Here is a 25,559-nt window from a genome sequence, read left to right as displayed (position 1 = left end):
CCTCCCACAGCGGTGTGTGCGGGGCCGCCGCAAGAATCCGGCGCAGTCAGTTGCCTCGTCCGGTGCGACTTCCCACCCTCCGCGTGCGGATCCACCGGTGCAGAAGGGACCGATGGTGCCTGTGGGCCCGGGGGCCTGCGGGTCCGAGGTGCGCAGGTGCCAGCTCAGCCGGTGCTTACGTGCTCAGCTGGTTCTGTCGAGTTTGTAGTCGTAGTAGTCGCTCGGTCCGGTGAGGACGGCCTGGAAGTAGAGCGGTTCGCCGTCTGTGTCGAGTGGTACCTCATGTCCGGCCGTGCGGGTGAAGCCGAGCGAGAGGCGGGGTACGACCCAGTAGCTGGGCTCGTCGTGCAGGACGGTGAAGCCCATGTCTTCGACCTTCCGGAGCAGTTGGCGGGCCGGGGTGCGGAAGACGTCGATGCCACGGAAGCGGACCGTGATCTCCTCGGGGCCGGAGCGGGGGATCCACAGTTCGGCGTACTCAAGGGTTTTGGCGTTTTCCATGCCGAAGTTGATCTCGAACTGGGGGTGCAGGGCGAGGATCCGCATGGGGTGGAAGAAGTCCGGGGCGTCCTCGTCCCGGACTCTGATCTCGCCCAGTTCTGCGGCTGCCGCTTTGACGGCCTCGGCGGGCATGCCCAAGGGGAAGCCCGTGATGCCGTTCGGCGGGTCGAGTTCGATCTCCACGGCGGTCATTGTAGGAGGCAGGTACTGATCTTCCTGCCGTTGTCCGCCGGGTACTTCGGGAACGTGCGGTTCTGCGGCAGGGAGGCGGCCGCCACTTCGACGGGCCCGCCGTCGGCAGCTCCCGGCGGGGGAGGCCGCCGGGAGCCGGGTTCCCCGTCCGGTAGTCAGTGCCCCATGGTCCGGGCGAACACCTCCGGGTCGGCGTCAAAGCCCCGGACCGACGTGTGGAACCGCCAGTTGCCCGCCTCGTCCCGGGCGAATTCGGCGACCGTTGCGGCGGTGGACCCCGCCACCCCGGTGAAGTCGCTGGACGCCAGCTCGGTGTAGCCCTCACGGATCACTACGGCGGTGTTCGCGATGTCGCCGAAGACCTTGCGGCCCGCGCCCTGTTGGATGGCCACGCCGACGATGACCCGGGTGTAGGTCTCGGAGAGCCGGTCCAGCTCCAGCGTCATGATCTCGTCGAAGCCGAAGCCCTGGCCGTTCCGGCTGTCCCGGTTGAGGGTGATGGTCCCGTCGGGCGACCGGCTGTCGAAGTGCACCAGATAGGCCGGGTCGCCGTGCGGCGCGTTGACCGTATAGGTCGCCGCGATGATGTCCAGGTCGTTGTCCGGCGTGCCGAGGGGGCTGGGGTCCCACTTGAGCGTGACCTCGGCCTTCTCGATCCCTTTGTTGAGCGTGCTCACCGGGCTTCCCTTCCTTCGTCTCCCGGGGCGCGGCTCGACCCACGCGGTCATGCGGGACAGCTCCCCAGGACTTCCCGTTGGCTGACCATCGTGCCACGCTCGGCCGTCCCCGGGGCGGGATGAACTGCCGTTGCTCAGGGGCGGATCGAGGAGCCGGGACGTGCTTGGGGCGGCCGGAAATCTGCGCTGGCCAGCGGGTCCGTCAACCGGCCGTTGCGCCCCAGAGGCGGGTGGGGCGTCCGTGGTGGGTGAGGTGCCCGTCGAGGGCGCCCAGCGCCGCGGCGGGGGAGAGGGGGCGATCAGAACGTGGGCGGTGAGGCCGTCGGCGAGGGCGAGGAGGGCACGGGCTGCCCGCCGCGGGGCCGCGGTATCGCAGGCCTTGCTGATCAGCCCGGTGAATACCGGCTCCAGTGCGGAGGAGTTGGAGCGCAGGATTTCGGCCAGCGGTGGACGGGCGGCGGCCCGGGCGACGAAGGCCGGCCGGACCCGGCTCGGCCCGGCGCTCCTCCGGGACCAGGGGTGTGCGGCCCCGGTGGCCCGCGGAGTCCACCCCGTCGTGTGGCAGGCGCGGTCCGCGGTGGCCGTGCCCACGGGGGTGGTGGAGGGGCCTCCGTGCGGCGTGCAGCTGATCGGGCGCCCCTGCCGGAAAGAGCTGTGTCTGGAGGCAGCCGGGGCGGCGGAGCGGAGGCTGAGCCTCCATACGCTCGTCGACCCACGCCCGTAAGGAAGTTCGGGGGTGGTTGGAGTGTGACGCGCAGTGATCCGCATGCGTTCTCGGGCCGTACGATGGCGCGGTGCTGGTCAAGTGGATTCGCCTCACCGTTGTGGACCGTCGAGGGTTCGAGCGGGGGCAGCGGAAATGGGCGGGGCTGCTGGGTGAGCCGGGGTTCCGAGGGCAGGGCGGCGGGTGGAGCCGGGGGCGGCCGGGCGTGGCGCACCTGGTGGCCTTCTGGGAGAGCCGGGCCTTCTACGACTCGTTCATGGCGCGCTCGCACGACCGGCTGGCGGCCTCGCAGGTCGGCACGTACAAGGACGCCCAAGTGCGGCTGTTCGAGCACGAGTTTGATGTGAAGGTCGGCTTCCGCCCGGTGTTCGGCGATGTGGATGTGTTGCGGCTGGCGCACTGCCAGGTGCGCCAGGACCGGGTGGATCACTTCATGCTGATGCAGGAGAAGGTCTGGAACCCGGCGATGGCCGGTTCGCCGGGAATGCTGCGGGGGATGCTGGGGCGGGCTCCGGGGGAGGAGTTCCTGGTCCTGTCCATGTGGCAGTCGGCGGCCGAGCGGGGCAAGTACCGGCCCGAACGGGTGGAACGGCTGGCCCTGCGGGCCCAGATAGCCGCGGACGTCCGGGCGATCGCCGGGGACGTGGTGCAGCTCGAACCGTCCTGGACGGTGTGACGGGGTGGACCGCCGGCCGTGCGGCAGCCGGACCGCCCGGGACCGTGGGACGGGCGAGGGCGTGCCGCCCGGGGCGGTCATGAGGCCGGGCCGGTGGCCCATCCGGCCGTGCGGCCGGAGGAGAACACGCCCGCATGGGCGGCCGCCAGCGTCGCCGCCACCGCCTGGTCGGCCTGTTCGTGGCCGATCGGCTCACGGGTGATGAACAGGCGGAAGAACAGCGGCGCGGAGACCGAACGGACCAGGGCGCCGGCGTCGACGGTGCCGCTCGGCGGCTCGGGCAGCTCTCCCCGCTGGACGGCGCGCGCCACGAGCGCCTCGCAGCGCGCGAACCGCTCGGCGTAGTACGCCCGCAGCGCGGTGGCCGCGCGCTCCGACTGGAAGGCCGCGGCGATCATCGCGGAGCCCGGCGCCGCCACCAAGGGGTCGGCGAACGAGTCGACGACCTCCTGGGCGAGGGCGCGCAGATCGCCCTCCAGGGAGCCGGTGTCGGGTGGCGCCCAGCCGTCCTCGCCCGCCAGGTCCAGCGCGTCGGCGACCAGCCCCTCGACGTCCTTCCAACGCCGGTAGAGCGTCGTTTTGTGGACGCCCGAGTGCTCGGCGACATATTCGACGGTGAGGCCGGGGTAGCCGTGCTCGGTCAGGCCGGCCAGCACGGCGTCGCGGACGGCGGCGCGGGTGCGGGCGGTGCGGCCGCCGGGCCGCCGGGTGCCGGGCGCGGGGGCGCCGGTGTCCGGCGCGTTCTCATGCACGGTCTCGTCAGGCAATGACAACTCCTGTTGCGTTAGCCGGTCGCGTCGTGTCATCATCAGCGTAACGCAACGCTGGTTGCGTTTGCGAGGGGAGGTCCGCTTGCCCACTCAGATCTCACTGCACGGCATCACCAAGTCCTACGGAGATCGGCTGCTGCTCGACGGCGTCTCGCTGTCCGTCCGCCCCGGCGAACGCATCGGCATCGTCGGGGAGAACGGTGCCGGCAAGTCGACCCTGCTGCGTCTCATCGTGGGTGCCGAGCGGCCTGACGACGGTCAGGTGGTGGTCCGCGCCGAAGGCGGCATTGGTCATCTGGGCCAGACCCTCGGCCTGCCGCCCGAGTGCACCGTCCAGGACGCGATCGACACCGCCCTGGCGGACCTTCGGGGGCTGGAGCGCCGGCTGCGGGCGCTGGAGCGCGAGCTCGGGGAGACGCCCGGCGAGCTGGCGGAGTACGGCGACCTGCTCACCCTCTTCGAGCTGCGCGGCGGCTACGAGGCCGATGCCCGCGTCGAGCAGGCGCTGCACGCCCTGGACCTCGAACGGCTCGGGCACGACCGCACGCTCGGCAGCCTCTCCGGCGGCCAGCAGGCCCGGCTCGGGCTGGCCTGTCTGATCTCCGCGTCCCCAGAGGTCATGCTCCTCGACGAGCCCACCAACCACCTCGACGCGACGGCCCTCGACTGGCTGGAGGAGTCCCTGCTCGCCCACCGCGGGACGGTGGTCGCCGTCTCGCACGACCGGCTCTTCCTCCAGCGGACCGCCACCGCGATCGTCGAGGTCGACGCCGACCGCCGCGGCGTCGTCCGCTATGGCGAGGGCTACGGCACCTTCGTCGCCGCCAAGGCAGCGGCCCGCCGCCGCTGGGAGCAGGAGTACGCCCAGTGGTGCGAACAGGTCACGCAGCTCAGTGACTTCGCGGCCGGCGCGGCACGTAGCGTGGCGCCGGGCCGGGCCATCAAGGATGGCAACAAGATGGCCCACGACCGGCACCGGGGACGGGCCCAGGCATCCGTCTCCAGCAGGGTGCGCAACGCCCAGGAACGGCTGCGCAGGCTCCGCGAGAAGCCGGTCCCCGCGCCGCCCGAGCCGCTCCGCTTCCGGGCGGCGCCGCATGCCGGCGACATCGAGGGCACCCTCGTCCACCTCGACGGGGTGCGCGTCGGGGACCGGCTCAGCGTCGACTCGCTCACCGTCGCCGCCGGCGACCGGCTCCTCGTCCACGGTGCCAACGGTGCCGGCAAGAGCACACTGCTTCGGGTCCTGGCCGGCGTCACCGCGCCGGACAGCGGCACGGTGCGGCACCGGGGCAGGATCGGCTACCTCGCACAGGAGGTCCCGGTCTCCCGCCCCGCCGAACCGCTCTCGGCCGCCTTCCGCCGGGGGCTGGCAGGCGACCCCGAGGAGCTGTCCGAGCTGCTGCTCTCCTTCGGTCTCTTCCGCGAGGGCGACCTCCAGGTGCCGGTCGGCTCGCTCTCCGTCGGTCAGCGGCGCCGGCTCGCCCTGGCCCGGCTGCTGGCCCGCCCCGCCGACCTGCTGCTGCTCGACGAGCCGGCCAACCACCTGGCGCCCGGCCTGGTCGAGGAGCTCGAAGCGGCGCTGGCGGCCTGGCCCGGCGCGCTGGTCGTGGTCTCCCACGACCGTCTGCTGCGCCGCCGCTTCGATGGCCGCCCGTACGAGATAGGCGAAGGCCGTCCGGTCCTCGTCGCTTCCTGACCCGTCCCTCGTACCGTGCCCTCCCGCGCCCCGGGGCCGCATCAGTGTGCGACCGGGGCGGGCGAGCCGCTGCCCCGGCAGCTGCCTGGGCCGCTGTGCGGGGCACTCCGCGGCCCTGCTGGTGATCCGCCGTACCGGGGCGGTGCCCTCGGCCCGGTACGGACACCGCGACCGGACACCGCGACCGGACGCCGCGACCGGCCCCCCGTTCACGCCCTAAGGGCTGTCCTGCCAGGGGTGACGGGACAGCCCTTAGGCTGGCGGCATGGTACGGCCCCGGCGCATCGTCCTCCTCCGGCACGGCGAATCGGAGGGCAACATCGACGACACCGTGTACGAGCGGGAGCCGGACCATGCGCTCGCGCTGACGAAGACCGGCTGGCGGCAGGCCGAGGAGGCCGGCGCCGTACTGCGCGAGATGTTCGGTGATGAGTGGATCTCCGCTTACGTCTCGCCCTACCGCCGCACCCACCAGACCTTCGAGGCGCTCGCCCTCGACCCCGACCGGGTCCGCGTCCGTGAGGAACCCCGGCTGCGTGAGCAGGACTGGGGGAACTGGCAGGACCGCGACGACGTCCGTCTGCAGAAGGCCTACCGCGACGCCTACGGCCACTTCTTCTACCGCTTCGCGCAGGGCGAGTCCGGCGCGGACGTCTACGACCGGGTCGGAGCCTTCCTGGAGAGCCTGTGGCGCAGCTTCGAGGATCCGCACCACCCACCGAACGTCCTGATCGTCACGCACGGTCTCACCATGCGGCTGTTCTGTATGCGCTGGTTCCACTGGACGGTCGCCGAGTTCGAGTCGCTGTCCAACCCGGGCAACGCGGAGTGGCGCACCCTGCTGCTCGGCCCGGACGGCCGGTACACCCTCGACCGGCCCTTCGCGCACTGGTGTGAACCCCGGTCTTATGGCGTCACCGGTTAAAGTGCACAGCGATGAGCCCTGACCATCGTGACGCAGACCGCAGTGCGCGGGCCCTGGCCAGCCTGCGCGGCCTCTCCGTGGGCGACGCCCTCGGATCCCAGTTCTTCGTCCCCGCCAATTACCCCCTGCTCAGACGCCGCGCGCTGCCGGCCGGACCGTGGCAGTGGACCGATGACACCGAGATGGCCTGTTCCGTGCTGGCCGTCCTCACCGCCCACGGCCGGATCGACCAGGACGCCCTCGCCCGCTCCTTCGCCGAGCACCACGACTTCGACCGCGGTTACGGCCCCGCCGTCAACCGCCTGCTCCGGCTGATCCGTGAGGGCGGCGACTGGCGGGAGCTGGCGTCCGGGCTCTTCAACGGCCAGGGCTCCTGGGGCAACGGAGCCGCCATGCGCATCGCCCCGCTCGGCGCCTGGTACGCCGACGACCCCGAGCAGGCCACCCACCAGGCGGAGATCTCCTCCTACCCCACCCACCAGCACCGTGAGGCCGTCGTCGGGGCCATGGCCGTGGCCGCGGCGGCCGCCCTGGTGGCCGACCCAGCCCGGGAGACCGGCCCCGAGCAGCTGCTCGACGGTGTGCTGGAACTGATCCCGCGCAGCGCCGTCCAGGCCGGGCTGCGCCGCGCCCGCGACATGCTCGACTACGCCGACCCCGGCACCGTCGCCGCCGTCCTGGGCTGCGGACGGCGTACCAGCGCCCATGACACCGTGCCCTTCGCCCTGTGGGCCGCGGCCCGGCACCTCGGGAACTACGAGCGGGCGTTCTGGACCACCGTGCAGGCCGGCGGTGACGTCGACACCACCTGCGCGATCGTCGGCGGCGTCGTTGCCGCCTCCGGCTCCGCCGGTGCCCCGCCCGGGACCTGGCTGGACGGCACCGAACGCCTGCCGTCCTGGACGCCCGTCCTGGCCGACTGACCGCTACCGCGCCGCTTCCGCGCCCGCGCCGCCAGGGCCGTTCTTTCGGATCTTCGCGGGGCCGCGGGGGTCCGGCGCGCGCATCTGCGGCGCTGTCGTCGTCGCACGCAGCGCTGCTTCGCTGTCCTGCTCCGCCGTGTAGCCGCACGCACCGGACCCCGCTCCCTGATCCACGGAGATCCAAAAAAACCTCAGCATCACGGGGCCCGCCCGCCCCGTCACAGGATGATCGCCCGCCGCCGGTCCGGCCTGGGCGCTGATGTCCTCAACGCGCGGTGCCGCAGGGCCGGTTAGGGTCTCTCAGTCGCTACGTGGGGCGCACCGGCCCTGTCGATCGGCGCGGGCCCTGCCCGGCCCGCGCACCCTTCCGGATACCCGTCGGTAGCGGTTTTGGACGGCTCTGCCCGGACTGCCGCCGCTGTCGTTCGTCACCAGGTGCGGATCCGATGCGGACGGCCGGGCCGAATAGGCGTAACCTGGCTGGCGCCATGCCGTACGAGCCCCCCACACATTCCGTCGAGCGATCATTGCGCGCCACGACCGGTGCCAAGATCGTTGCAGGGATCGACGAGGTCGGGCGCGGTGCCTGGGCCGGTCCCGTCAGCGTCTGCGCCGCCGTCACCGGCCTGCGCCGGCCGCCCGACGGACTCACCGATTCCAAGCTGCTAACTCCCAAGCGCCGCACCGAACTGTGCGAGGTGCTCGGCGCCTGGGTGACGTCGTACGCCCTTGGGCACTCCTCTCCGGAGGAGATCGACGAGCTGGGTATGACCGCGGCGCTGCGGCTCGCGGCCGTCCGCGCCCTGGAGGCGCTGCCGGTCCGGCCGGACGCGGTCATTCTCGACGGCAAGCACGACTACCTGGGCGCGCCCTGGCGCGTCCGGACGGTCATCAAGGGCGACCAGTCCTGTATCGCGGTTGCTGCGGCCTCCGTGATCGCCAAGGTGCACCGTGATGCGATGATGGTCGAACTGGGCCTGGAACACGCCGAGTTCGACTTTGCGGCCAACGCCGGCTATCCCTCGCCGACCCATCGCATCGCCCTGGAGGAGTACGGTCCCACGCCGCACCACCGACTGTCGTGGTCCTACCTGGACGCCCTGCCCCGGTGGCGGCATCTGAAGAAGGTGCGCGTCACCCCCGAAGCAGCCGCTCTGGAAGCCGGTGGCCAACTCGGCTTCGACTTCTGAGCGGTGCGGGCATCAATTCGGTACCCGATGACATGTCCCGCACCTATGTTTGATAGACATCGTCTTATGCCTCTCATCCCCGAGGAGCCTCAGATTCACGAGAGTGTCCCGGGTCCCCGCGCATCTTCGGCCGCAGGCCGTACCGCGCCGACCCCCCGTCCCGTTCCTGGTCCCGGTCCCGGTCCCCGCCCCGCGCCTCCGCGTGGAGCCCCCGCGTCCAGTGCCCGTCCGGGCAAGCCCGGACCTGCTGCCCCGCCGCGTGGCCCGGTCGCCGCTCCGCCGGCGCAGCGCACCGGCTCGTCGCAGCCCCCGGCCGGCAAGGCCGGCACCACTGGAGCGCAGCTCCAGCTGATCCCGGCCCCCGTCGCCGGCGCCATCGACGCCGCCGACGAAGCCGTGGACCTGCTGCTGGACTCCGGGCGCGCCCCGGGCGAGATCCTGGTGCTGACCACCGGTGAGCGCCACCCGTGGGCCGCGCACGAGCTGTCCTTCGGCGAGGCGTCCTACTGGGCCCAACACGACGCCGCGGAGGACGTGTTCTACGCGGACGCCACCGCGGAGCGCGCCACCGGCCGGCCGGTCGTGATCGTTGCCGTCAACGGCGGCACGGACGAGAGCGCCGCGCTGGCGCTGCCCTCCGCGATGGCCCGCGCCGGAACGCTGCTGATCGTCTGCGGCGACCCGCAGCGGATCAACAGCGTTCTCGGCGCGAACGCCTGACCGCTCCGGCTCGCAGCAGCCCGTCGGCCCCCGAGGCCGTCGGGCTCGCTTGCGTTCCGGGCGGCCTCGGCGGCTGACGCGCGGCACGCGCCCGGTCCGCCCGTGCCCGCCCCTGCGGCGTGCCGCCGTCCGGTCGGGTCAGCGTGCCGCTGTGTGGCGGTGAGCCTCCGGGGCCCCGCCGCCGGCGCTGCGCGGCGTCGCCCGGCCCGTCGTCACGGCCCCGGCTGGACACGGGGAATCGGGGTGGGCCGCCGCCGTACGCAGGGGCTCCGGGAGCGCTGCCGTCGTGCGGCGTGCGGCCGGCCGATCGGTGCCGGCACCGCGTCGTCCGGCGCCCTGCTCATCGCTGGCGGACGGGCCGGGGCGGCGCCCGCCGCGGCCCTCTCCGAGCACCTGCCACCGGTCGGGCGTCAGCGTGATGTACGCACCGCAGCGGAGTCCGTGGAGGGTGCAGGCATCGCGCAGCCCCCACATCCACGCGCCGTCCGTTTCCGTCCAACGGGGCTCGCCCGCACGGCAGTAGAGCAGCACTGCCGTGCGGACCGGGGCGCGCAGCCGCAGGTCGTGCGGGATGACCCGGCGCAGATGGGTCAGCAGGGCGTTGCGGTACTCCCAACCGTCCGGAGCGGCCGAGGGCTCGGTGAACGACGCGCTGGCGGTCACCCTCTCCTGAGCATCGAGGACCGCCACGATGACCGTCGACGGTCCCGGGCGATGCCGCTCGTACAGGCCGGCGACGACCTCACGGGGGCTACGCAGCAACGGGATACCGGCGGAGGCCCATTCGGCGGGCTCCAGCATCCGGCCCAGGCGGGCAGCGGGATCGGTGGACGTGGGCGGGGACATGTGCGGGGGCGGCGCGAATCCGAAGGTCACGGTCCTCCCTTCGTCCACACGTCAGCGCATCGGGCACGACCGGGTGCGCCGTTGCACCAGGACAGGGCCCTGTCTGACCACGGACGGCCGGTACGGGGAAGCACCTCCAATTCTTGCGGTCGTACGGGCATGCGGGCAACGAGCAATTCCCGCGCCTGTCCGTAATGGCGCGGTACACCGCAAATATCCCCCGCGTCGTACCGGTATCTCCATGCGTCGCGCTGGCCGTGGACGCCCGCCGCCGTTACCCCTGTACCGCGAGGACCAGCGGAAACACCTCCTCCGCCCCGGCCCTGCGGAGCAGCCGGGCCGCCACCGCCAGCGTCCAGCCGGTATCGGCGTAGTCGTCCACCAGCAACACCGGGCCACCCGTGGACGTCAGGGCCTGAGCCAGCTCCGGCGGTACGCCGAGCGACCCGTGCAGGGCCCGCAGCCGCTGGGCGCTGTTGCTGCGCGGAATCCGGCCTCCGGTGCCGTCGTCCGCCGATGTCACGGTGCCCAGGAACGGCATCCGGCCGACCGCGGCGATCTGCTCCGCGAGCGACCGGATCAGCTGCGGCCGGCTGAGCGAGGAGAGACAGACCACGCCCGTCGGCCGGGCAGGGGCACCCGGCGCGCCCGATGCCCAACCCCCGGGCCCCTTGGCCCAGTCGGCGAGCACCGTGACCACCGCGGAGGCCACATCGTCCGGAACCGGGCCGTCCGGCGCCTGCGGCGCCAGCATCGGCCGCAGACGATTGCCCCACCCGATGTCGGACAGCCGCCCCAGGGCCCGCCCCGTCGCGGCCAGTTCGTTCGCCGGGATGCGGCCCTTGAGGTCGACACCGACTGCCGGCAGTCCCGTGGGCCACATCCGCCGCGGCTCCACCTCCACTCCCGGGCGCCCCAGTTCACCGCGCGCCGCGTCGAGCGAGGCCGCCGACACCTCCGTACCGAACCTCGCGCCGGCGCAATTGTCGCACCGGCCGCATGCCACCGCCGCCTCGTCGTCCAACTGCCGGCGCAGAAACTCCATTCGGCAGCCGGTCGTAGTGGCGTACTCCCGCATCGCCTGCTGCTCCGCCTCACGCTGGCGGGCCACCCAGGCATAGCGCTCGGTGTCGTACGCCCAGGGCTGCCCGGTGGCGAGCCAGCCGCCCTTGACACGCTGCACGGCGCCGTCCACATCGAGCACCTTGAGCATGATCTCCAGGCGTGAACGGCGCAGTTCGACCTGCGGCTCCAGGGCAGGCAGAGACACTGGGCGCCCGGCGGCGGCCAGCACGTCCAGGGTCTCCCGCACCTGTGCCTCCGGTGGGAACGCCAGCGAGGCGAAGTACTTCCAGATCGCCTCGTCCTCCCGGCCGGGCAGCAGCAGCACCTCGGCGTGCTCCACGCCGCGGCCGGCCCGGCCCACCTGCTGGTAGTAGGCGATGGGGGACGACGGTGAACCCAGGTGCACCACGAACCCCAGGTCGGGCTTGTCGAAGCCCATGCCCAGCGCGGAGGTCGCCACCAGCGCCTTGACCCGGTTGGCGAGCAGATCCTCCTCGGCCTGCTGGCGGTCTGCGTTCTCCGTCCTACCGGTGTACGAGGCCACCGTGTGGCCACGGTGGCGCAGGAAGGCGGTGACCTCCTCGGCGGCAGCGACGGTGAGCGTGTAGATGATCCCCGAGCCCGGCAGTTCGTGCAGATGGTCGGCGAGCCAGGCGAGCCGGTGCGCGGCGTCCGGCAGCGCCAGCACCCCCAGGCTCAGGCTCTCCCGGTCGAGCGGACCGCGCAGCACCAGTGCCTCGGCCGTCCCCTCACCCGTCCCCAGTTGCTCGGCCACATCGGCGGTCACCCGGGCATTGGCGGTGGCCGTCGTGGCGAGCACGGGTACGCCGGACGGGAGGTCGGCGAGCATGGTGCGCAGCCTCCGGTAGTCGGGGCGGAAGTCGTGGCCCCAGTCGGAGATACAGTGCGCCTCGTCGACCACCAGCAGACCGGTCGCCGCCGCCAGCTTGGGCAGCACCTGATCGCGGAAGTCGGGGTTGTTGAGCCGCTCGGGGCTCACCAGCAGGACATCCACCTCGCCGGCCGCCACTTCGGCCTGGACGGTGTCCCACTCCTCGGTGTTGGCGGAGTTGATCGTGCGCGCGCGGATCCCGGCCCGCGCCGCCGCCTCGACCTGATTGCGCATCAGCGCCAGGAGTGGAGAGACGATCACGGTTGGCCCGTTGCCGCGCTCCCGTAGCAGTGCCGTTGCGACGAAGTACACCGCGGACTTGCCCCAGCCCGTGCGCTGCACGACCAGCGCCCGGCGACGGTCGGCGACCAGCGCCTCGATCGCCCGCCACTGGTCCTCGCGCAGACGGGCCGTGCCGCCGGGGTCCCCGACGAGGCGGGACAGGACGGCGTCGGCTGCGGCACGCAGATCTTCGTTGCTCATGCCTCCATGCAACCCGATGCCACTGACACCGCGCGAACCCCCGCCCGAAGCTGTGGATAACCCGGCACCGGAAGTTATCCACAGGGGTCGCGGCGCGGCGGTCGATCGCGGGATCTTCGAGCCATGAATCCGCACAGCGAACCGCGCAAGCCCAACGCCGAGACCAACCCCTCCGAGCCGCCGAGGATCCCCTCGCCCCGCCAGGCGTCCCCGCCTCCGCACCCAGCGAGCCCGACACCCTCCACCACCCCCGCGGACGTCGCTGGGCCCTCAGGTCCGCCCACCACTTCGGCCTCCTCAGCGTCCTCGACTGCCCCGGGCGCTCCCGTCGACCCTGCCAAAGCCAGCGACCCCACCCAAGCCACCGACCGCACCAAGGCGACCGATCCCACCCAAGCCGTCAGGAACGTCGACTCGGCCAGCCCTACCGGCCCCACCAGTCCCTCCGACCTCATCAGCCCTGCTCATCGCACCGACGATCCGACGACCAGCCGGCCCTCCGCCTCCGGCCCCGCGGAGGCCCGCACTGAATCCCCGGCCCCCGGCCACTCTGTCTCCGCCGTGGAAGCTGCCACCGGTCCGACTACCGAAGCCCAGGTCACCCTGCGCGGCCCGGCGGAGCTCGCCGACGCCCTGCCGTACCTCATGGGCTTCTATCCAGATGATTCGGTAGTTCTGGTGGCGCTGCACGGCGAGCGCGGGCGCTTCGGCGGCCGGTTGCGGCTGGGCATCCCCACCGACAAGGAACAGTGGCCGGACGTCGCCGACCAGCTCGCCGAGTGCCTGATCTCGGCAGGACCCGAGGGATCCGAGCGGCCTATGGCGATCATCGTCTACCTCTGCCAGGAGCCCGGCAAGGGCGAGAGCGGCAGGGACGTCAGGGACCGGCTCCGCCCCCTCGCCCAACGGCTCCGCACCGCCTGTGGCGCACTCGACGTCCCCGTCCTCGAGGCGCTGTGCCTTTCCAAGGGGCGATTCTGGTCGTACTGCTGCCCCGACTTCCGGTGTTGTCCCGCCGACGGTACGCCGATGGTCATGCCTGGTACCTCCGTGATGGCGGCGGCTGCCGCCTACGCCGGGATGCAGGTCCGCGGCTCGCTCAAGGAGATGGAGGCGCGGCTGAAGCCCCGCACCGGGCCGCGCGCCGCCGAGCAGGAGAAGGCCCTGGACAAGGCCGCCGCAGCGCTGGTGCCGCGGATGCTCCACAAGGACGGCGTCACAGCCGTCCGCCGGCGCACCCTGGAACGAGCCGGCGCCATGATCCACCGGTTCCGGAACGACATCCCCTCGGGCAGCAACCGGGCCCGGGACGCCTGCGACGACGCGCTGATCACCGACGCGGAGGCAGCCGATCTCATCCTGGGCCTCCAGGACCGGACCACCCGCGACCGGGCGGCCGAGTGGATGGACGGCTCCGTCGCCGCGCCGGCGCTCCGGCTCTGGCGCGCCCTCGCCCGGCGCTGTGCTGGAAGCTACTCCGAACACGCGGTGGCACCCCTCACCCTCGCCGGCTGGGTGAGCTGGTCCACCGACGACGGACCGTCCGCGCGGGTCGCCCTCAGCTGTGCCCTGAGCATCGATCCCGACTATGTCTTCGCCAAACTGCTGCACCGCGCCATCAACGAGGGGCTCGACCCGGAACCGCTGCGCCGCTGCCTGAGGGAGCAGCAGCGGGAGGCGCTGACCGCAGCCGTGCCCCCACCCGCCACTGCCCCCTCATCCGCCGGCACGGAGGCCTCGCCCGCCACGAAGCGACGGGGTACGTCCCGCCCGGGACCCGTGGGCCGTCCCCCTGGGCGACGCGGAGGCACGGGGCCCGGCGGGCGGACGACCGACGGGTGGGGCAGCCGGAGGGCCGGCCGGGGTGAGGACCGGAGCCGGCGGTGATCGCGCCAACCTCGTACGGCCGGCGTGACCTGGGCGCCGGCCGGGCCGTTCACCCGTGTGGAGTAAGCCGTACGAGGCCCCGACCTCACCAGGGAGCGCAGAGCGTGCCAGGCATTGTCCCCACCACCCGGCCGGTCCGCGGACCGGCCGAAGAGCGGCGCACCGCACCGCCTCAGGTGCTGCAGCCGCAGCCCTTCCACTCCTCGCTGGTCTGTGTGGCGCTGCCGGCCCTCGCGGTGTCCCCCGCTTCGGGACAGCTGACCGGTCGGGGCCTGCACGGCTTCTACCGTGACGGACGGCGGGTGCTGTCCCGCTGTGAACTGTGGGTGGCGGGTGACGAACCACTCGTCGTCCAGGGACGGTTGACCGGTGCAGACCGTGCCCGGTTCATCGGTACGGTCCGCAGAGCCGGTGAACGCGGCCCCGATCCGGAAGTCCACTTGGAGCGGCTGCGGAACGCCGACGGCACCGAACGGATCACCTTCCGCAGCAGCGCCGCACGGCCCGTCCGGCTGCCGGTGGAGATCAGGCTGGCGACGGACCTCGCGGAGCTCGGGGCTGTCGCCGTGGGCTTCCCCGGGTCCGACCTGCCGCCAGCCGTCCACGGGGCGGGGCTCCGCTGGTCCGGGCCCGGTATGCACGCGGTGGTCTCCGCGACGCCCACGCCGCAGGACGCCCTGGCGTCGGCCGGACTGCTGCGCTGGGAACTGGAGTTGCCGCCCGGCGGCGCTCGCACGATCGACCTGCGTGTTGTGCTGGAGCACGCCTCCGGTGGCCCGGGCAGCGACCCGTCCACGGGGCGTCGGCGCTCCGCGGCCGCTGGTGTCCCCGGCCCGCGCAGCGGAGTGTTCGGGGCACCAGCCCGCGGTGACCGGTCGCCGCACCCCTGGGCGGCGGCCCGGCTGGATTGCGAGGACCACCGTGCCGATGCCCTGATGGTGGCGAGTCTCGGCGATCTCCAAGGCCTGGCGGTGCGTGACCCAGCCGCACCAGCGGACGTGTGGGTCGCCGGGGGATTCCCCTGGCGCTGCGGCTTCGCCCCGGCCGAGGCGCTGTGGGCCTCCCGGATGCTGCTGCCGCTCGGCACCCGGCTCGCCGCGGGCACGCTGCGTGTCCTCGCCCGCAGTCAACACACCGCACCGGGCGCCGACTTCGGACGGATCCCCGGTGCCCTCCGCGACGCCGGACCGCACTCCCCGCCCAGTTGCACGGGCATCGAGGCGACCCTGCTGTTCCCCACGGTCCTTGCGGAGGCACGCCGCTGGGGCCTGCCCGAGCAGGAGACCGAGCGTCTGCTGCCCACCGCCGAGCGCTGTCTGCGGTGGCTGCGGAGTGCCGCCGACCTAGGACGGCGGGGCAGCCGCCGCGGCTATGTCCCCGATCCCGTACCCGAGGGGCCCTACCGCTGTGAGACCCAGGCGCATGCCCACCGTGCCGCCCTCCTGGGTGCCGATCTCCTGGCGGCGTACGGCTCGTCCGATGCGGTCGCCCTGCGGGAGTGGGCCGAGGAACTGGGCACACGGTTCCGTGCGGACTTCTGGGTCGAGGACCGGGCCGGCGGCCGGCCCGCCGCCCTGCTCACCGCCGACGGCAGGCCGGTCCCCCACCTCGGCTCCGCCGCAGCCCACCTGCTCGACACCGGCCTGCTCGGTGGCGGCACCCTCGCCCCCGGGCTGCTCGATGCCACCCGGACGGGGCGGCTGGCCAGTCTGCTGGGCGGCCCGGCAATGGACTCCGGATGGGGGCTGCGCAGCCTGGGCGCCAAGGAGTCCGGCTACAACCCGTTCGGCCACCGCGGTGGCGCGGTGCGGGTCCATGAGACGGCGATCGCCGCAGCCGGGCTCGCCGCGGCCGGCCACGAGCGGGCGGCCGGCGCCCTGATCAAAGGCGTCCTCGATGCCGCCGAGAGCTTCGGGTACCGCCTGCCCGAGATGTACGCGGGGGAGCAGCGCACCGCCGACGCTGTTCCGGTTCCGCACCCGGCGGCCTGCCGGCCGGCGGCCCTGGCAGCGGCCGGCGCGATACACCTGCTCATCGCGCTCGCCGGTCTGCGCCCCGATGTCCCCGCCAGGTCGGTCGCCCTCCGGCCGCTGGGCACCGCCCCGCTCGGCGCCCTTCAGTTGACCGGTCTGAGCGTCGCGGAGCAGCCCTTCGCCCTGCGGATCAGCCGGCTCGGCATGGGGATGGTGGAGGCGGCGGCGGATGGCCTGCAACTGGGGTCGTGAGGTGCTCGATGGGCCTGTTTATCGTCAGGCGGACGACTATGATCACGCCATGCCTCCCTACGACCCGTCGGCCTTCCCGCCCTTCGCTGTCACCGTCGATCTGGTGGTGCTCACCGTGCGCCGCCACGCGCTGTGTGCGCTGGCTGTGCGCCGCGGTGAGCCGCCGTACCAGGGCCGTTGGGCCCTGCCCGGTGGCTTCGTCCGGGCCGACGAAGACCTGGAGGCCGCGGCTGCCCGGGAACTGTCCGAAGAGACCGGGCTGCATGCCCAGTCCCCGGCGGACGCCTCGCCCACGTACGGCGCGCACCTCGAACAGCTCGCCACGTACGGCGATCCCCAGCGCGACCCCCGGATGCGGGTCGTCAGCGTCGCGCACCTGGTACTGGCGCCCGACCTGCCCGCACCGACGCCCGGTGGTGACGCCCGCAGCGCGCGCTGGGCGACGGTGGAGACCCTGCTGGGGCAGGACGACACCCACGCCCGCGAGGGCGAGCTGGGGGCGCCGCTCGCCTTCGACCACGCCCAGATCCTCGGCGATGGCGTCGAGCGTGCCCGGTCGAAGATCGAATACTCCTCGCTGGCCACGGCCTTCTGCCCGCCCGAGTTCACCGTGGGTGAGCTGCGCCGGGTCTACGAAGCCGTCTGGGGCGTGGCCCTGGACCCCCGTAACTTCCATCGCAAGGTGACCGGCACTCCGGGATTCCTGGTCCCGACCGGCGGCACCACTACCCGCCAGGGCGGCCGTCCGGCACAACTGTTCAGGGCGGGCGGGGCGACGCTGCTCAACCCGCCGATGCTGCGCCCGGAGGTCTGAGCCGAGCTTGCCGGTCGCTCTGACCGGCGGGGCCCTGGAAACGTCGTTCGCACTCGCCGAGACACGACGCGCCATCATGATTGAAGCATTACGAGAAAATAGGACATATTGCGGTAGCTTGGCGGGGTGAGCCTCCCAGCGTGCCCGATAGCCGCCTGACCGCCTCGTCCTCTCGCGGGGCGGATCGCTGCTGAGAGGCGTTTCAGGGGAGATGCGGGCTAGGCGGGCCGTGAAGAGGCCGCCCTTAGTGGCCCGTGGCTCGCGGTGGGGTGCCGTTCGCTGTCGCTCAGCCCGCCGCTCCCGCACTCGGACGCCGCCCCGACCCGCGGCGCCGACCATAGCGGCAGTCCCGGCCGTGTCGACCGCCCCGGCGCCGTGCCGGCTGCCCCGGCGCCGCCGGCACGCGCGGCGCGCCACCCCCACGCGCATCTCCCCAACTGCTTTTGCCTGCAACGGCTGTGCATGATGAGGCGATAGCGATGGCGTCGTACTCCGTTTTGCCGCGCCAAGGTTGATAAGCGCATCCCGTGATTCCCGCATTCGGTCTGCCCGGCTCGCCGATCTTCGGAAGGCCGTCAAGTGGCCCTCCGAAATCGACCGGTGCATTCCGGTCGTGCGACGGCTCGCGAAGCAAATCTCCGGTTGCGCCCCAGCGTTGGGGCGAACACGCCCTGGCCTGCGGTGATATGGCCATGGCGCCGAAGGGCTTCGCCTTCTGACCGGGTAATGCGCCTGTTTTGACGTGGTGTTGTGGTGGCCCTTGCTCACAACCCGCCGCAGGGGGCCCATTTCTTTCCGATAAAGCGTCAATTCAGAGATGGGGGGCGATCACCCTTTCGTGTGCTTTTCACCAAAGACCTCAAGGGTGTTCAGGGTGTCGCCGACAAAGGATGCGTGAGTACCCTTGCGCACACCATGATGACCGCGGCTCGCCCCGGCGACACCGGCCTCGCAGGCCCGGGCGAGCTTGACCGCTACCCCTACGCCAACGCCGCCAACGCTGCGAACGCAAACAACGCAGCGGGTCCGGACCGTTCTGAGCGCGTTTCGCAGGTCTGGGACGGCTCCGAGGCAGATATCGGCCGGGTAGGCCGACGCGCGGCCGGCAGTCGTGGCCGAGGACTGCACGGCCAACTCGTCCAGCAGCTCGGCCAGATGATCGTCTCCGGCGATCTGGGTGCCGACCGCCCGCTCGTCCCCGAGGAGATCGGTCAGCGGTTCGAGGTCTCCCGCACCGTCGTCCGCGAGTCGCTGCGCGTCCTGGAGGCAAAGGGCCTCGTCAGCGCGCGCCCCAACGTGGGCACCCGAGTGCGTCCGGTCAGCGACTGGAACCTCCTCGACCCCGACATCATCGAGTGGCGGGCCTACGGGCCGCAGCGCGACGACCAGCGCCGTGAGCTGTGCGAGCTGCGCTGGACCATCGAGCCGCTGGCCGCCCGGCTCGCGGCCTGTCATGGCCGCGAGGACGTCCAGCAGCGCCTCGCCGACATGGTGGAGATCATGGGCCACTCCGCGGCCCAGGGTGACGCCATGACCTTCTCCCGCGCGGACGCCGAGTTCCACTCGCTGCTGCTGCAGCTCGCCGGCAACCGCATGCTGGAGCACCTCTCCGGCATCGTCTCCGCCGCCCTGCACGTCTCCGGCGGCTCCGCCGGCGGCTGTGAGCGGCCGGTCGACACCTCGGTGGGGCAGCACATGAGGGTCGTCGACGCCATCGGGGCCGGCGATGCCTCGGCCGCCGAGAACGCGATGCGTCAGCTCCTCGCCGCCCACAGTGAGGGCGCCGGCCAGGGCTCCGGGACGCCCGCGGACCACGTCGTCCCCGCGCCCCGCGAGCACTGAGGCCCGTACTCGACCGCGTACGGACCGTAGGCGCCGCGCGGCCCCGTGCCCCGCGTACCCCTCGGGCGGGGCACGCCGTACGCGGCGAAGGCGCACGAGATCGCCGGATCCGGGCATCGACCGGATCCGGCGACAGACCTAGGGAGGGTTGCATGTCATATGACTGGGAATGGGTCGTTATGGGGTGTGACTCGGGCCACGCAGATTGGGCGTAACGCTCTTCAGGGAAGCGCGATGACTTAAGAGGTGATAGCCGAGGAGGGAATACGAGCGGCGTTCGTGACGCTGTTCAACTCCCCGGTTGCCCCTGCGCCGTCGGTCCATCCCCACCGGCGGTCGTCGGCTCCGATCCACAGTGGACGGGGTCGGAAGCCGTTTCCATCGTTCCGAGAGGTTGTTCGTGTCGGCCAGCACATCCCGTACGCTCCCGCCGGAGATCGCCGAGTCCGAGTCTGTGATGGCGCTCATCGAGCGGGGAAAGGCAGATGGGCAGATCGCCGGCGATGACGTGCGTCGGGCCTTCGAGGCTGACCAGATTCCTCCAACCCAGTGGAAGAACGTTCTGCGCAGCCTCAACCAGATCCTCGACGAGGAGGGTGTGACGCTGATGGTCAGTGCCGCAGAGGCGCCCAAGCGCACCCGCAAGAGCGTCGCAGCGAAGAGTCCGGCGAAGCGCACCGCCACCAAGACCGTCGCGGCCAAGACCGCCACGGTCAAGAAGACCACCGCCGCCGCGGCCACCGCCCCCATGGCGGACCCGTCGGTCGGTGAGTCCGAGTCCGCGCCTGCGAAGAAGGCGGCGGCGAAGAAGGCGACCGCCAAGAAGGCGGTCGCGAAGAAGACCACGGCCAAGAAGGCCACCGCAAAGAAGACCGCGTCCAAGAAGGACGTCGACGAGCTGCTCGACGACGAGGTGGTCGAGGAGACCCCGGTGCCGGGCAAGGACGCCGAGCCCACCGAGGGCGCGGAGAACGCCGGCTTCGTCCTGTCCGACGACGACGAGGACGACGCCCCCGCGCAGCAGGTCGCCGCGGCCGGTGCCACCGCCGACCCGGTCAAGGACTACCTCAAGCAGATCGGCAAGGTCCCGCTCCTCAACGCGGAGCAGGAGGTCGAGCTCGCCAAGCGCATCGAGGCGGGTCTGTTCGCCGAGGACAAGCTGGCGAACTCCGACAAGCTGGCGCCGAAGCTCAAGCGCGAGCTGGAGATCATCGCCGAGGACGGCCGCCGGGCCAAGAACCACCTGCTGGAGGCCAACCTCCGTCTGGTCGTGTCCCTGGCCAAGCGCTACACCGGCCGCGGCATGCTCTTCCTGGACCTGATCCAGGAGGGCAACCTCGGTCTGATCCGTGCGGTCGAGAAGTTCGACTACACCAAGGGCTACAAGTTCTCGACCTACGCGACGTGGTGGATCCGTCAGGCCATCACCCGCGCCATGGCCGACCAGGCCCGCACCATCCGTATCCCCGTCCACATGGTCGAGGTCATCAACAAGCTGGCCCGTGTCCAGCGCCAGATGCTCCAGGACCTGGGCCGCGAGCCCACCCCGGAGGAGCTGGCCAAGGAACTCGACATGACCCCCGAGAAGGTCATCGAGGTCCAGAAGTACGGCCGCGAGCCGATCTCTCTGCACACCCCGCTGGGCGAGGACGGCGACAGCGAGTTCGGTGACCTCATCGAGGACTCCGAGGCCGTCGTCCCGGCCGACGCGGTCAGCTTCACGCTCCTGCAGGAGCAGCTGCACTCGGTTTTGGACACGCTCTCCGAGCGCGAGGCCGGTGTGGTGTCCATGCGCTTCGGCCTCACCGACGGCCAGCCCAAGACGCTGGACGAGATCGGCAAGGTCTACGGCGTCACGCGTGAGCGGATCCGTCAGATCGAGTCGAAGACGATGTCCAAGCTGCGTCACCCGTCCCGCTCCCAGGTGCTGCGCGACTACCTCGACTAGTCCAACCGGCCTGAAACACGCCATGAGCCCGGTCCCTCCCGTGTGGAGGGGCCGGGCTCGCTTGCGCGTCCGAGTGCGTGGCGGGGCCGGTTGACTCACTCTGGGTGGGCGCACGCTGTCCCAGAGTCAGGAGTCCGTATGCGCCCGTCCGCACGCGCCGCTTCCGGCGCGCTCGCGCTGGTCCTCGCCCTGCCGGCCTCGGCGGCCGCGGACGGCTCCGTGATCGGCGGAAAGCCCGCCCTACTGTCCCAGAGCCCGTGGGCGGTGGCGCTGGCCTCCCATGACCGTTTCGGGGCGCAGCGTTCCGGACAGTTCTGCGGCGGTGTGCTCGTCGGGCACTCCACGGTGGTGACCGCCGCGCACTGTCTGAGCAAGGAGGTGCTGGGCGTCCCCTGGCAGCAGGTGCGGGACCTACGCATCGTGGTCGGGCGGGACAACCTCACCGGCGGCGGAGGTCAAGAGCTGAAACCCGCGAAGGTGTGGGTGAACCCGGGCTACAACGGCTTGACGAACGAGGGCGACATGGCCGTCCTCACGCTGGAAAGGCCCGTTGCGAACCGGCCCATCCCGATAGCGGGCCGGCAGGACGCTGCCTACCGGCCCGGCAACCGGGCCACCGTCTACGGCTGGGGGGACACCACCGGCGCGGGCAGATATGCGACACGGCTGCGCTCAGCGCGGGTCAGCGTGCTGCGCGACACCGTCTGCGCCCGGGCCTATCCGGGCAGTGCGGACGGGACGTACCGCTCCGGTTCGATGCTGTGCGCGGGGGCGCGGCACGGTGGACGGGACGCCTGCCAGGGCGACAGTGGGGGACCGCTGGTCGTTCGCGGGCGCCTCGTGGGGCTGGTGTCATGGGGGACCGGGTGCGGTCAGGCCGGCCGTCCGGGGGTCTATACGCGGGCCTCGGCGCTGCTTCCCGCGGTGGCGGCCCAAGGGGCCGGCTGATCCGCGAGCCCACGAAGATCCGAAAGAAGCGCCCGAGGGCGCCGGGTGGTCGCACGAGTGCGGGCGGCCTCCCCGGTGGTGCCGGGGGACCGCCCGTCGCACGGCGCTGGGCCGCTGCTCGCTCGTCGTGGATGCGAAGTGTCAGCGTTCCTCGTCGGATGTGGACGCCGGAGAAGCGGTCAGCCGCTCCGTCTCGTCCTGTATTTCCGCGGCGATCTTCTTGAGTTCCGGCTCGAACTTGCGACCGTGGTGGGCGCAAAAGAGCAGTTCTCCGCCGGACATCAGGACGACGCGCAGGTATGCCTGGGCGCCGCAGCGGTCGCAGCGGTCAGCGGCCGTCAGCGGGCTCGCGGGTGTCAGAACAGTAGTCACGTCGCCTCTTCTCTAGCTCGACGAGCTGTCGTACCAGGGTCAACATCCAACCAGGCCGAAAACGTTCCCGCTCGTGCCTTTTCCTCGAAAAAACTTTTCCGAGGGGGCCGGGTGCTGCCGGGTGGCGGCGAATGAGCCGTATTGCTGGTGGTCTGATTCACGTTGGGTGCTGGGTCGGTCCTCCCGGCTGGCTTGCCGGTTGTTGATGAGGACGTGCCCGGAGCCTAAATGGTTCATGCCTCGAAGGGAACGTGATGTGCACGTCACTCGGACGTCACCCCAACGAGCGATCGAACGCACGAGCGAAATTCTACTACCATGAGCATGCACACGGGTGGCGTCACATCGGCTCTACCAGGCCTCGGTACGCTCTGACCGGCGACACCGCCACAACCGAGTCCGCGGAATGCGGACTGCCAGAAATTCAGCGAGGAGCGAACCGCGTGACCGCCGAGATGTCCGTGCCGTCCACCGCCGTGCTGACCGGGGCAGACCGGGACGGATCCAACTACACCGCGCGGCATCTGCTCGTCCTCGAGGGTCTCGAAGCCGTTCGCAAGCGCCCTGGCATGTACATCGGCTCCACGGACAGCCGTGGCCTGATGCACTGCCTCTGGGAGATCATCGACAACTCCGTCGATGAGGCGCTGGGCGGCTACTGCGACCATATCGAGGTGATCCTCCACGACGACGGGTCGGTGGAGGTCCGCGACAACGGCCGTGGCATTCCCGTCGATGTCGAGCCGAAGACCGGCCTCAGCGGCGTCGAGGTCGTGATGACCAAGCTGCACGCTGGCGGAAAGTTCGGCGGTGGCTCGTACGCGGCCTCCGGCGGTCTGCACGGCGTCGGCGCATCGGTCGTCAACGCCCTTTCCGCACGGCTCGACGTCGAGGTCGACCGCAGCAGCAAGACGCACTCGATCAGCTTCCGCCGCGGCGTCCCCGGCATCTTCACCGAGTCCGGCCCCGACGCCCCGTTCGACCCGGGCAACGGCCTGGTCAAGGGCAAGCGGATCCCCAAGACGAAGACCGGCACCCGGGTGCGTTACTGGGCCGACCGGCAGATCTTCCTCAAGGACGCCAAGCTCTCCCTGGAGACGCTGTACGCCCGGGCCCGCCAGACCGCCTTCCTCGTGCCGGGCCTGACCCTGGTCGTCCGGGACGAGCGAGGCATCGACGGCGCGGGCAAGACCGAGGAGGTCTTCCGCTACGACGGCGGCATCAGCGAGTTCTGCGAGTACCTCGCGCAGGACAAGGCCGTCTGCGATGTGCTGCGGCTCACCGGCCAGGGCACCTTCAAGGAGACCGTGCCGGTGCTCGACGAGCGCGGCCATATGACGCCGACCGAGGTCACCCGGGAGCTGGGCGTCGACATCGCGCTGCGCTGGGGCACCGGCTACGACTCCACGATCCGCTCGTTCGTCAACATCATCGCCACGCCCAAGGGCGGCACCCACGTCTCCGGCTTCGAGCGCTCGGTCGCCAAGACCGTCAACGAGGTCCTGCGCTCCAGCAAGCTGCTGCGCGTCGCCGAGGACGACGTCGTCAAGGACGACGCCATGGAGGGCCTCACGGCCGTGGTGACCGTACGGCTCGCGGAGCCGCAGTTCGAGGGCCAGACCAAGGAGGTGCTGGGCACCTCCGCGGCCTCGCGGATCGTCGCCCAGGTGGTGAGCCGGGAGCTCAAGGCGTTCCTGACCTCCACCAAGCGGGACGCCAAGCAGCAGGCCCGCGCCGTCCTGGAGAAGGTCGTCGCCGCAGCCCGTACGCGCATCGCCGCCCGCCAGCACAAGGAGGCCCAGCGGCGGAAGACCGCGCTGGAGTCCTCCTCGCTGCCGGCCAAGCTCGCGGACTGTCGCAGCGACGACGTCGACCGCAGCGAACTCTTCATCGTCGAGGGGGACTCGGCGCTGGGCACCGCGAAGCTGGCGCGGAGTTCGGAGTTCCAGGCACTGCTGCCGATTCGCGGGAAGATCCTGAACGTCCAGAAGGCGTCGGTCTCGGACATGCTCAAGAACGCCGAGTGCGGTGCCATCATCCAGGTCATAGGGGCCGGATCCGGTCGTACCTTCGACATCGACGCCGCCCGCTACGGCAAGGTCATCTTCCTGGCGGACGCGGATGTCGACGGCGCCCACATCCGCATCCTGCTGCTCACCCTCTTCCAGCGCTATATGCGCCCGATGGTCGAGCAGGGCCGGGTCTTCTCGGCGGTGCCGCCGCTGCACCGCATCGAGCTGATCAACCCCAAGAAGGGCCAGGAGAAGTACATCTACACCTACTCGGACAACGAGCTGCGCCAGACGCTGCTCGAACTCCAGGCCAAGAAGATCCGCTACAAGGACAGCATCCAGCGCTACAAGGGCCTGGGCGAGATGGACGCCGACCAGCTGGCCGAGACGACCATGGACCCGCGGCACCGCACCCTGCGCCGGATCAACATCAGCGACCTCGAGGCGGCGGAGCAGGCCTTCGACCTCCTCATGGGCAACGAGGTCGCGCCCCGTAAGGAGTTCATCACCAACTCCGCTTCCACCCTGGACCGTTCGCGTATCGACACCTGAGCACGCCGCTGCTCCCCGGCGGGCGCCCCTCCACCCCTGGGTGGACGGGCGCCCGCCGCCTTTTCCACCCGGGACCCACCCTGGCGCCGATCCGGCCGGGGGCGCTCCTCCGTAGCGTCGGGAGGGTCGAAGAACCTTCCACCATTCCCTTCCTCGGAGGCTGAGGCCATGTCCGGCCTGCTCAACATCGTGGTGATCGCTGCGGTCGTCATCTGGGTGTTCGCCCGACAGTTCAAGGCGCAGCGGGTCGCCGCCGACGGCCGTAGGTGGTGGCTGCTCCCCGCCGTGCTGGTCTTCCTGGCGCTGCGGCAGCCGGGCCTCCTGGACGCCGAGCACCCGGCGGTCTCGGCCGCACTGCTCAGCGCGGAGCTCCTGACGGGGCTGGCTTGCGGCGCCGGTTGGGCGTGGACGATGCGCATCTGGACCGGCGCGGACGGTGCGGTGTGGACCAAGGGCAGCTGGGCCGCGGCCGGCGTCTGGCTCGGCGGCATGGCGGTGCGCGGAGGGCTCGCGGTCTTCGCCGGGGGTCTGGGCGTCCACCTGGGGGGCGCGGCCCTGATGCTCGGCGTCGCCGCCATGCTGCTGGCCCGCTCCGGCGTCACGGTCTGGCGGTCCCGGGGGATCCAGCAGCCGTACCGTGTCCCTGTCGCGGGGTGAGGCCCGCACCCGACCCGCT

The 25,559-nt window shown here is 71.6% G+C and carries 20 protein-coding genes and 2 pseudogenes; 15 read left to right on the top strand and 7 right to left on the bottom strand.

Features of this window, described 5'->3' with window-relative positions:
• Positions 1-183: 183 nt before the first annotated feature.
• From AB0G84_RS27600 to AB0G84_RS27590, 3 genes and pseudogenes are all read right to left on the bottom strand, one after another.
• Positions 184-693, bottom strand: coding sequence for a hypothetical protein (locus tag AB0G84_RS27600; protein ID WP_361326254.1), 510 nt, complete (start codon positions 691-693; stop codon positions 184-186).
• Between the two features lie 155 nt (positions 694-848).
• Positions 849-1,370: a TerD family protein gene (locus AB0G84_RS27595; protein ID WP_361326408.1), complete on the bottom strand. Its 522-nt coding sequence runs from the start codon at positions 1,368-1,370 to the stop codon at positions 849-851.
• A 285-nt stretch (positions 1,371-1,655) separates the two neighbouring features.
• Positions 1,656-1,961, bottom strand: a pseudogene (locus AB0G84_RS27590) (TetR family transcriptional regulator C-terminal domain-containing protein); the annotation flags it as partial.
• Between AB0G84_RS27590 and AB0G84_RS27585 the strand changes: the two are divergent.
• Positions 1,948-2,094: pseudogene (locus AB0G84_RS27585) on the top strand (indole acetimide hydrolase); the annotation flags it as partial. The pseudogenes AB0G84_RS27590 and AB0G84_RS27585 sit on opposite strands and share 14 nt — an antisense overlap.
• A gap of 70 nt (positions 2,095-2,164) precedes the next feature.
• Entirely contained in the window at positions 2,165-2,770 is a 606-nt protein-coding gene (locus AB0G84_RS27580; RefSeq protein WP_361326251.1) for a YdbC family protein, read from the top strand.
• A 77-nt stretch (positions 2,771-2,847) separates the two neighbouring features.
• On the opposite strand, the gene AB0G84_RS27575 is transcribed toward AB0G84_RS27580, so the two are convergent.
• Positions 2,848-3,537 carry a TetR/AcrR family transcriptional regulator C-terminal ligand-binding domain-containing protein gene (locus tag AB0G84_RS27575; protein ID WP_361326248.1) on the bottom strand — a complete coding sequence of 230 codons (690 nt, stop codon included), beginning with the start codon at positions 3,535-3,537 and terminating at the stop codon, positions 2,848-2,850.
• Positions 3,538-3,622: 85 nt separating this feature from the next.
• Between AB0G84_RS27575 and AB0G84_RS27570 the strand changes: the two genes are divergently transcribed.
• From AB0G84_RS27570 to AB0G84_RS27550, 5 genes are all read left to right on the top strand, one after another.
• On the top strand, positions 3,623-5,239 hold the full coding sequence (locus tag AB0G84_RS27570; RefSeq protein ID WP_361326245.1) for an ABC-F family ATP-binding cassette domain-containing protein: 1,617 nt from the start codon (positions 3,623-3,625) through the stop codon (positions 5,237-5,239).
• Between the two features lie 265 nt (positions 5,240-5,504).
• Positions 5,505-6,164, top strand: a complete 660-nt coding sequence (locus tag AB0G84_RS27565) for a histidine phosphatase family protein (protein WP_361326242.1) — start codon at positions 5,505-5,507, stop codon at positions 6,162-6,164.
• An 11-nt stretch (positions 6,165-6,175) separates the two neighbouring features.
• Positions 6,176-7,087, top strand: a complete 912-nt coding sequence (locus AB0G84_RS27560; RefSeq protein WP_361326239.1) for an ADP-ribosylglycohydrolase family protein — start codon at positions 6,176-6,178, stop codon at positions 7,085-7,087.
• A 488-nt stretch (positions 7,088-7,575) separates the two neighbouring features.
• Positions 7,576-8,277: a ribonuclease HII gene (locus tag AB0G84_RS27555; protein ID WP_361326236.1), complete on the top strand. Its 702-nt coding sequence runs from the start codon at positions 7,576-7,578 to the stop codon at positions 8,275-8,277.
• A gap of 66 nt (positions 8,278-8,343) precedes the next feature.
• Positions 8,344-8,997: a hypothetical protein gene (locus tag AB0G84_RS27550; protein WP_361326233.1), complete on the top strand. Its 654-nt coding sequence runs from the start codon at positions 8,344-8,346 to the stop codon at positions 8,995-8,997.
• 138 nt (positions 8,998-9,135) lie between these two features.
• Here the strand turns inward: AB0G84_RS27550 and AB0G84_RS27545 are convergent, their stop codons facing one another.
• Both AB0G84_RS27545 and AB0G84_RS27540 read right to left on the bottom strand, forming a co-directional pair.
• Positions 9,136-9,873: a hypothetical protein gene (locus AB0G84_RS27545; protein WP_361326230.1), complete on the bottom strand. Its 738-nt coding sequence runs from the start codon at positions 9,871-9,873 to the stop codon at positions 9,136-9,138.
• A 244-nt stretch (positions 9,874-10,117) separates the two neighbouring features.
• The gene (locus tag AB0G84_RS27540; RefSeq protein ID WP_361326227.1) at positions 10,118-12,283 is read right to left on the bottom strand and encodes a RecQ family ATP-dependent DNA helicase; all 2,166 of its coding nucleotides are present in this window, start codon (positions 12,281-12,283) and stop codon (positions 10,118-10,120) included.
• 561 nt (positions 12,284-12,844) lie between these two features.
• Between AB0G84_RS27540 and AB0G84_RS27535 the strand changes: the two genes are divergently transcribed.
• From AB0G84_RS27535 to AB0G84_RS27510, 6 genes are all read left to right on the top strand, one after another.
• Positions 12,845-14,170 carry a DUF4192 domain-containing protein gene (locus AB0G84_RS27535; protein WP_361326224.1) on the top strand — a complete coding sequence of 442 codons (1,326 nt, stop codon included), beginning with the start codon at positions 12,845-12,847 and terminating at the stop codon, positions 14,168-14,170.
• Positions 14,171-14,346: 176 nt separating this feature from the next.
• Positions 14,347-16,395, top strand: coding sequence for a glycogen debranching N-terminal domain-containing protein (locus AB0G84_RS27530; protein WP_361326406.1), 2,049 nt, complete (start codon positions 14,347-14,349; stop codon positions 16,393-16,395).
• A gap of 49 nt (positions 16,396-16,444) precedes the next feature.
• The gene (locus AB0G84_RS27525) at positions 16,445-17,209 is read left to right on the top strand and encodes an NUDIX domain-containing protein (protein WP_361326221.1); all 765 of its coding nucleotides are present in this window, start codon (positions 16,445-16,447) and stop codon (positions 17,207-17,209) included.
• Positions 17,210-18,049: 840 nt separating this feature from the next.
• Positions 18,050-19,051, top strand: coding sequence for a FadR/GntR family transcriptional regulator (locus AB0G84_RS27520; protein ID WP_361326218.1), 1,002 nt, complete (start codon positions 18,050-18,052; stop codon positions 19,049-19,051).
• 400 nt (positions 19,052-19,451) lie between these two features.
• Positions 19,452-20,999 carry an RNA polymerase sigma factor gene (locus tag AB0G84_RS27515; RefSeq protein ID WP_361326215.1) on the top strand — a complete coding sequence of 516 codons (1,548 nt, stop codon included), beginning with the start codon at positions 19,452-19,454 and terminating at the stop codon, positions 20,997-20,999.
• Between the two features lie 138 nt (positions 21,000-21,137).
• Complete coding sequence (locus AB0G84_RS27510) at positions 21,138-21,947, top strand: serine protease (RefSeq protein ID WP_361326212.1); 810 nt, start codon at positions 21,138-21,140, stop codon at positions 21,945-21,947.
• Positions 21,948-22,088: 141 nt separating this feature from the next.
• Here AB0G84_RS27510 and AB0G84_RS27505 read toward each other — a convergent pair whose 3' ends face one another.
• Positions 22,089-22,319 (bottom strand): hypothetical protein, encoded by a 231-nt coding sequence (locus AB0G84_RS27505; protein WP_359360885.1) that lies wholly within the window; start codon positions 22,317-22,319, stop codon positions 22,089-22,091.
• Between the two features lie 443 nt (positions 22,320-22,762).
• Here AB0G84_RS27505 and AB0G84_RS27500 point away from each other — a divergent pair, with 443 nt between their 5' ends.
• Positions 22,763-24,883, top strand: coding sequence for a DNA topoisomerase IV subunit B (locus AB0G84_RS27500; RefSeq protein ID WP_361326209.1), 2,121 nt, complete (start codon positions 22,763-22,765; stop codon positions 24,881-24,883).
• A 168-nt stretch (positions 24,884-25,051) separates the two neighbouring features.
• Complete coding sequence (locus AB0G84_RS27495; RefSeq protein ID WP_361326206.1) at positions 25,052-25,540, top strand: DUF1453 domain-containing protein; 489 nt, start codon at positions 25,052-25,054, stop codon at positions 25,538-25,540.
• Positions 25,541-25,559: the final 19 nt, after the last annotated feature.

It is taken from the genome of Streptomyces sp. NPDC020742, assembly GCF_040641675.1.
Classification (GTDB): domain Bacteria; phylum Actinomycetota; class Actinomycetes; order Streptomycetales; family Streptomycetaceae; genus Streptomyces.
Note: the sequence above shows the minus strand (reverse complement) of the source record. Positions and strands in the feature narration are given on the sequence as shown.

Excerpts from the sequence above, each read along its gene's own strand:
- AB0G84_RS27560 (WP_361326239.1), top strand. The coding sequence starts at position 6,176 with ATGAGCCCTGACCATCGTGACGCAGACCGCAGTGCGCGGGCCCTGGCC.
- AB0G84_RS27540 (WP_361326227.1), bottom strand. The coding sequence starts at position 12,283 with ATGAGCAACGAAGATCTGCGTGCCGCAGCCGACGCCGTCCTGTCCCGC.
- AB0G84_RS27555 (WP_361326236.1), top strand. The coding sequence starts at position 7,576 with ATGCCGTACGAGCCCCCCACACATTCCGTCGAGCGATCATTGCGCGCC.
- AB0G84_RS27495 (WP_361326206.1), top strand. The coding sequence starts at position 25,052 with ATGTCCGGCCTGCTCAACATCGTGGTGATCGCTGCGGTCGTCATCTGG.
- AB0G84_RS27600 (WP_361326254.1), bottom strand. The coding sequence starts at position 693 with ATGACCGCCGTGGAGATCGAACTCGACCCGCCGAACGGCATCACGGGC.
- AB0G84_RS27550 (WP_361326233.1), top strand. The coding sequence starts at position 8,344 with ATGCCTCTCATCCCCGAGGAGCCTCAGATTCACGAGAGTGTCCCGGGT.
- AB0G84_RS27565 (WP_361326242.1), top strand. The coding sequence starts at position 5,505 with ATGGTACGGCCCCGGCGCATCGTCCTCCTCCGGCACGGCGAATCGGAG.
- AB0G84_RS27525 (WP_361326221.1), top strand. The coding sequence starts at position 16,445 with ATGCCTCCCTACGACCCGTCGGCCTTCCCGCCCTTCGCTGTCACCGTC.
- AB0G84_RS27510 (WP_361326212.1), top strand. The coding sequence starts at position 21,138 with ATGCGCCCGTCCGCACGCGCCGCTTCCGGCGCGCTCGCGCTGGTCCTC.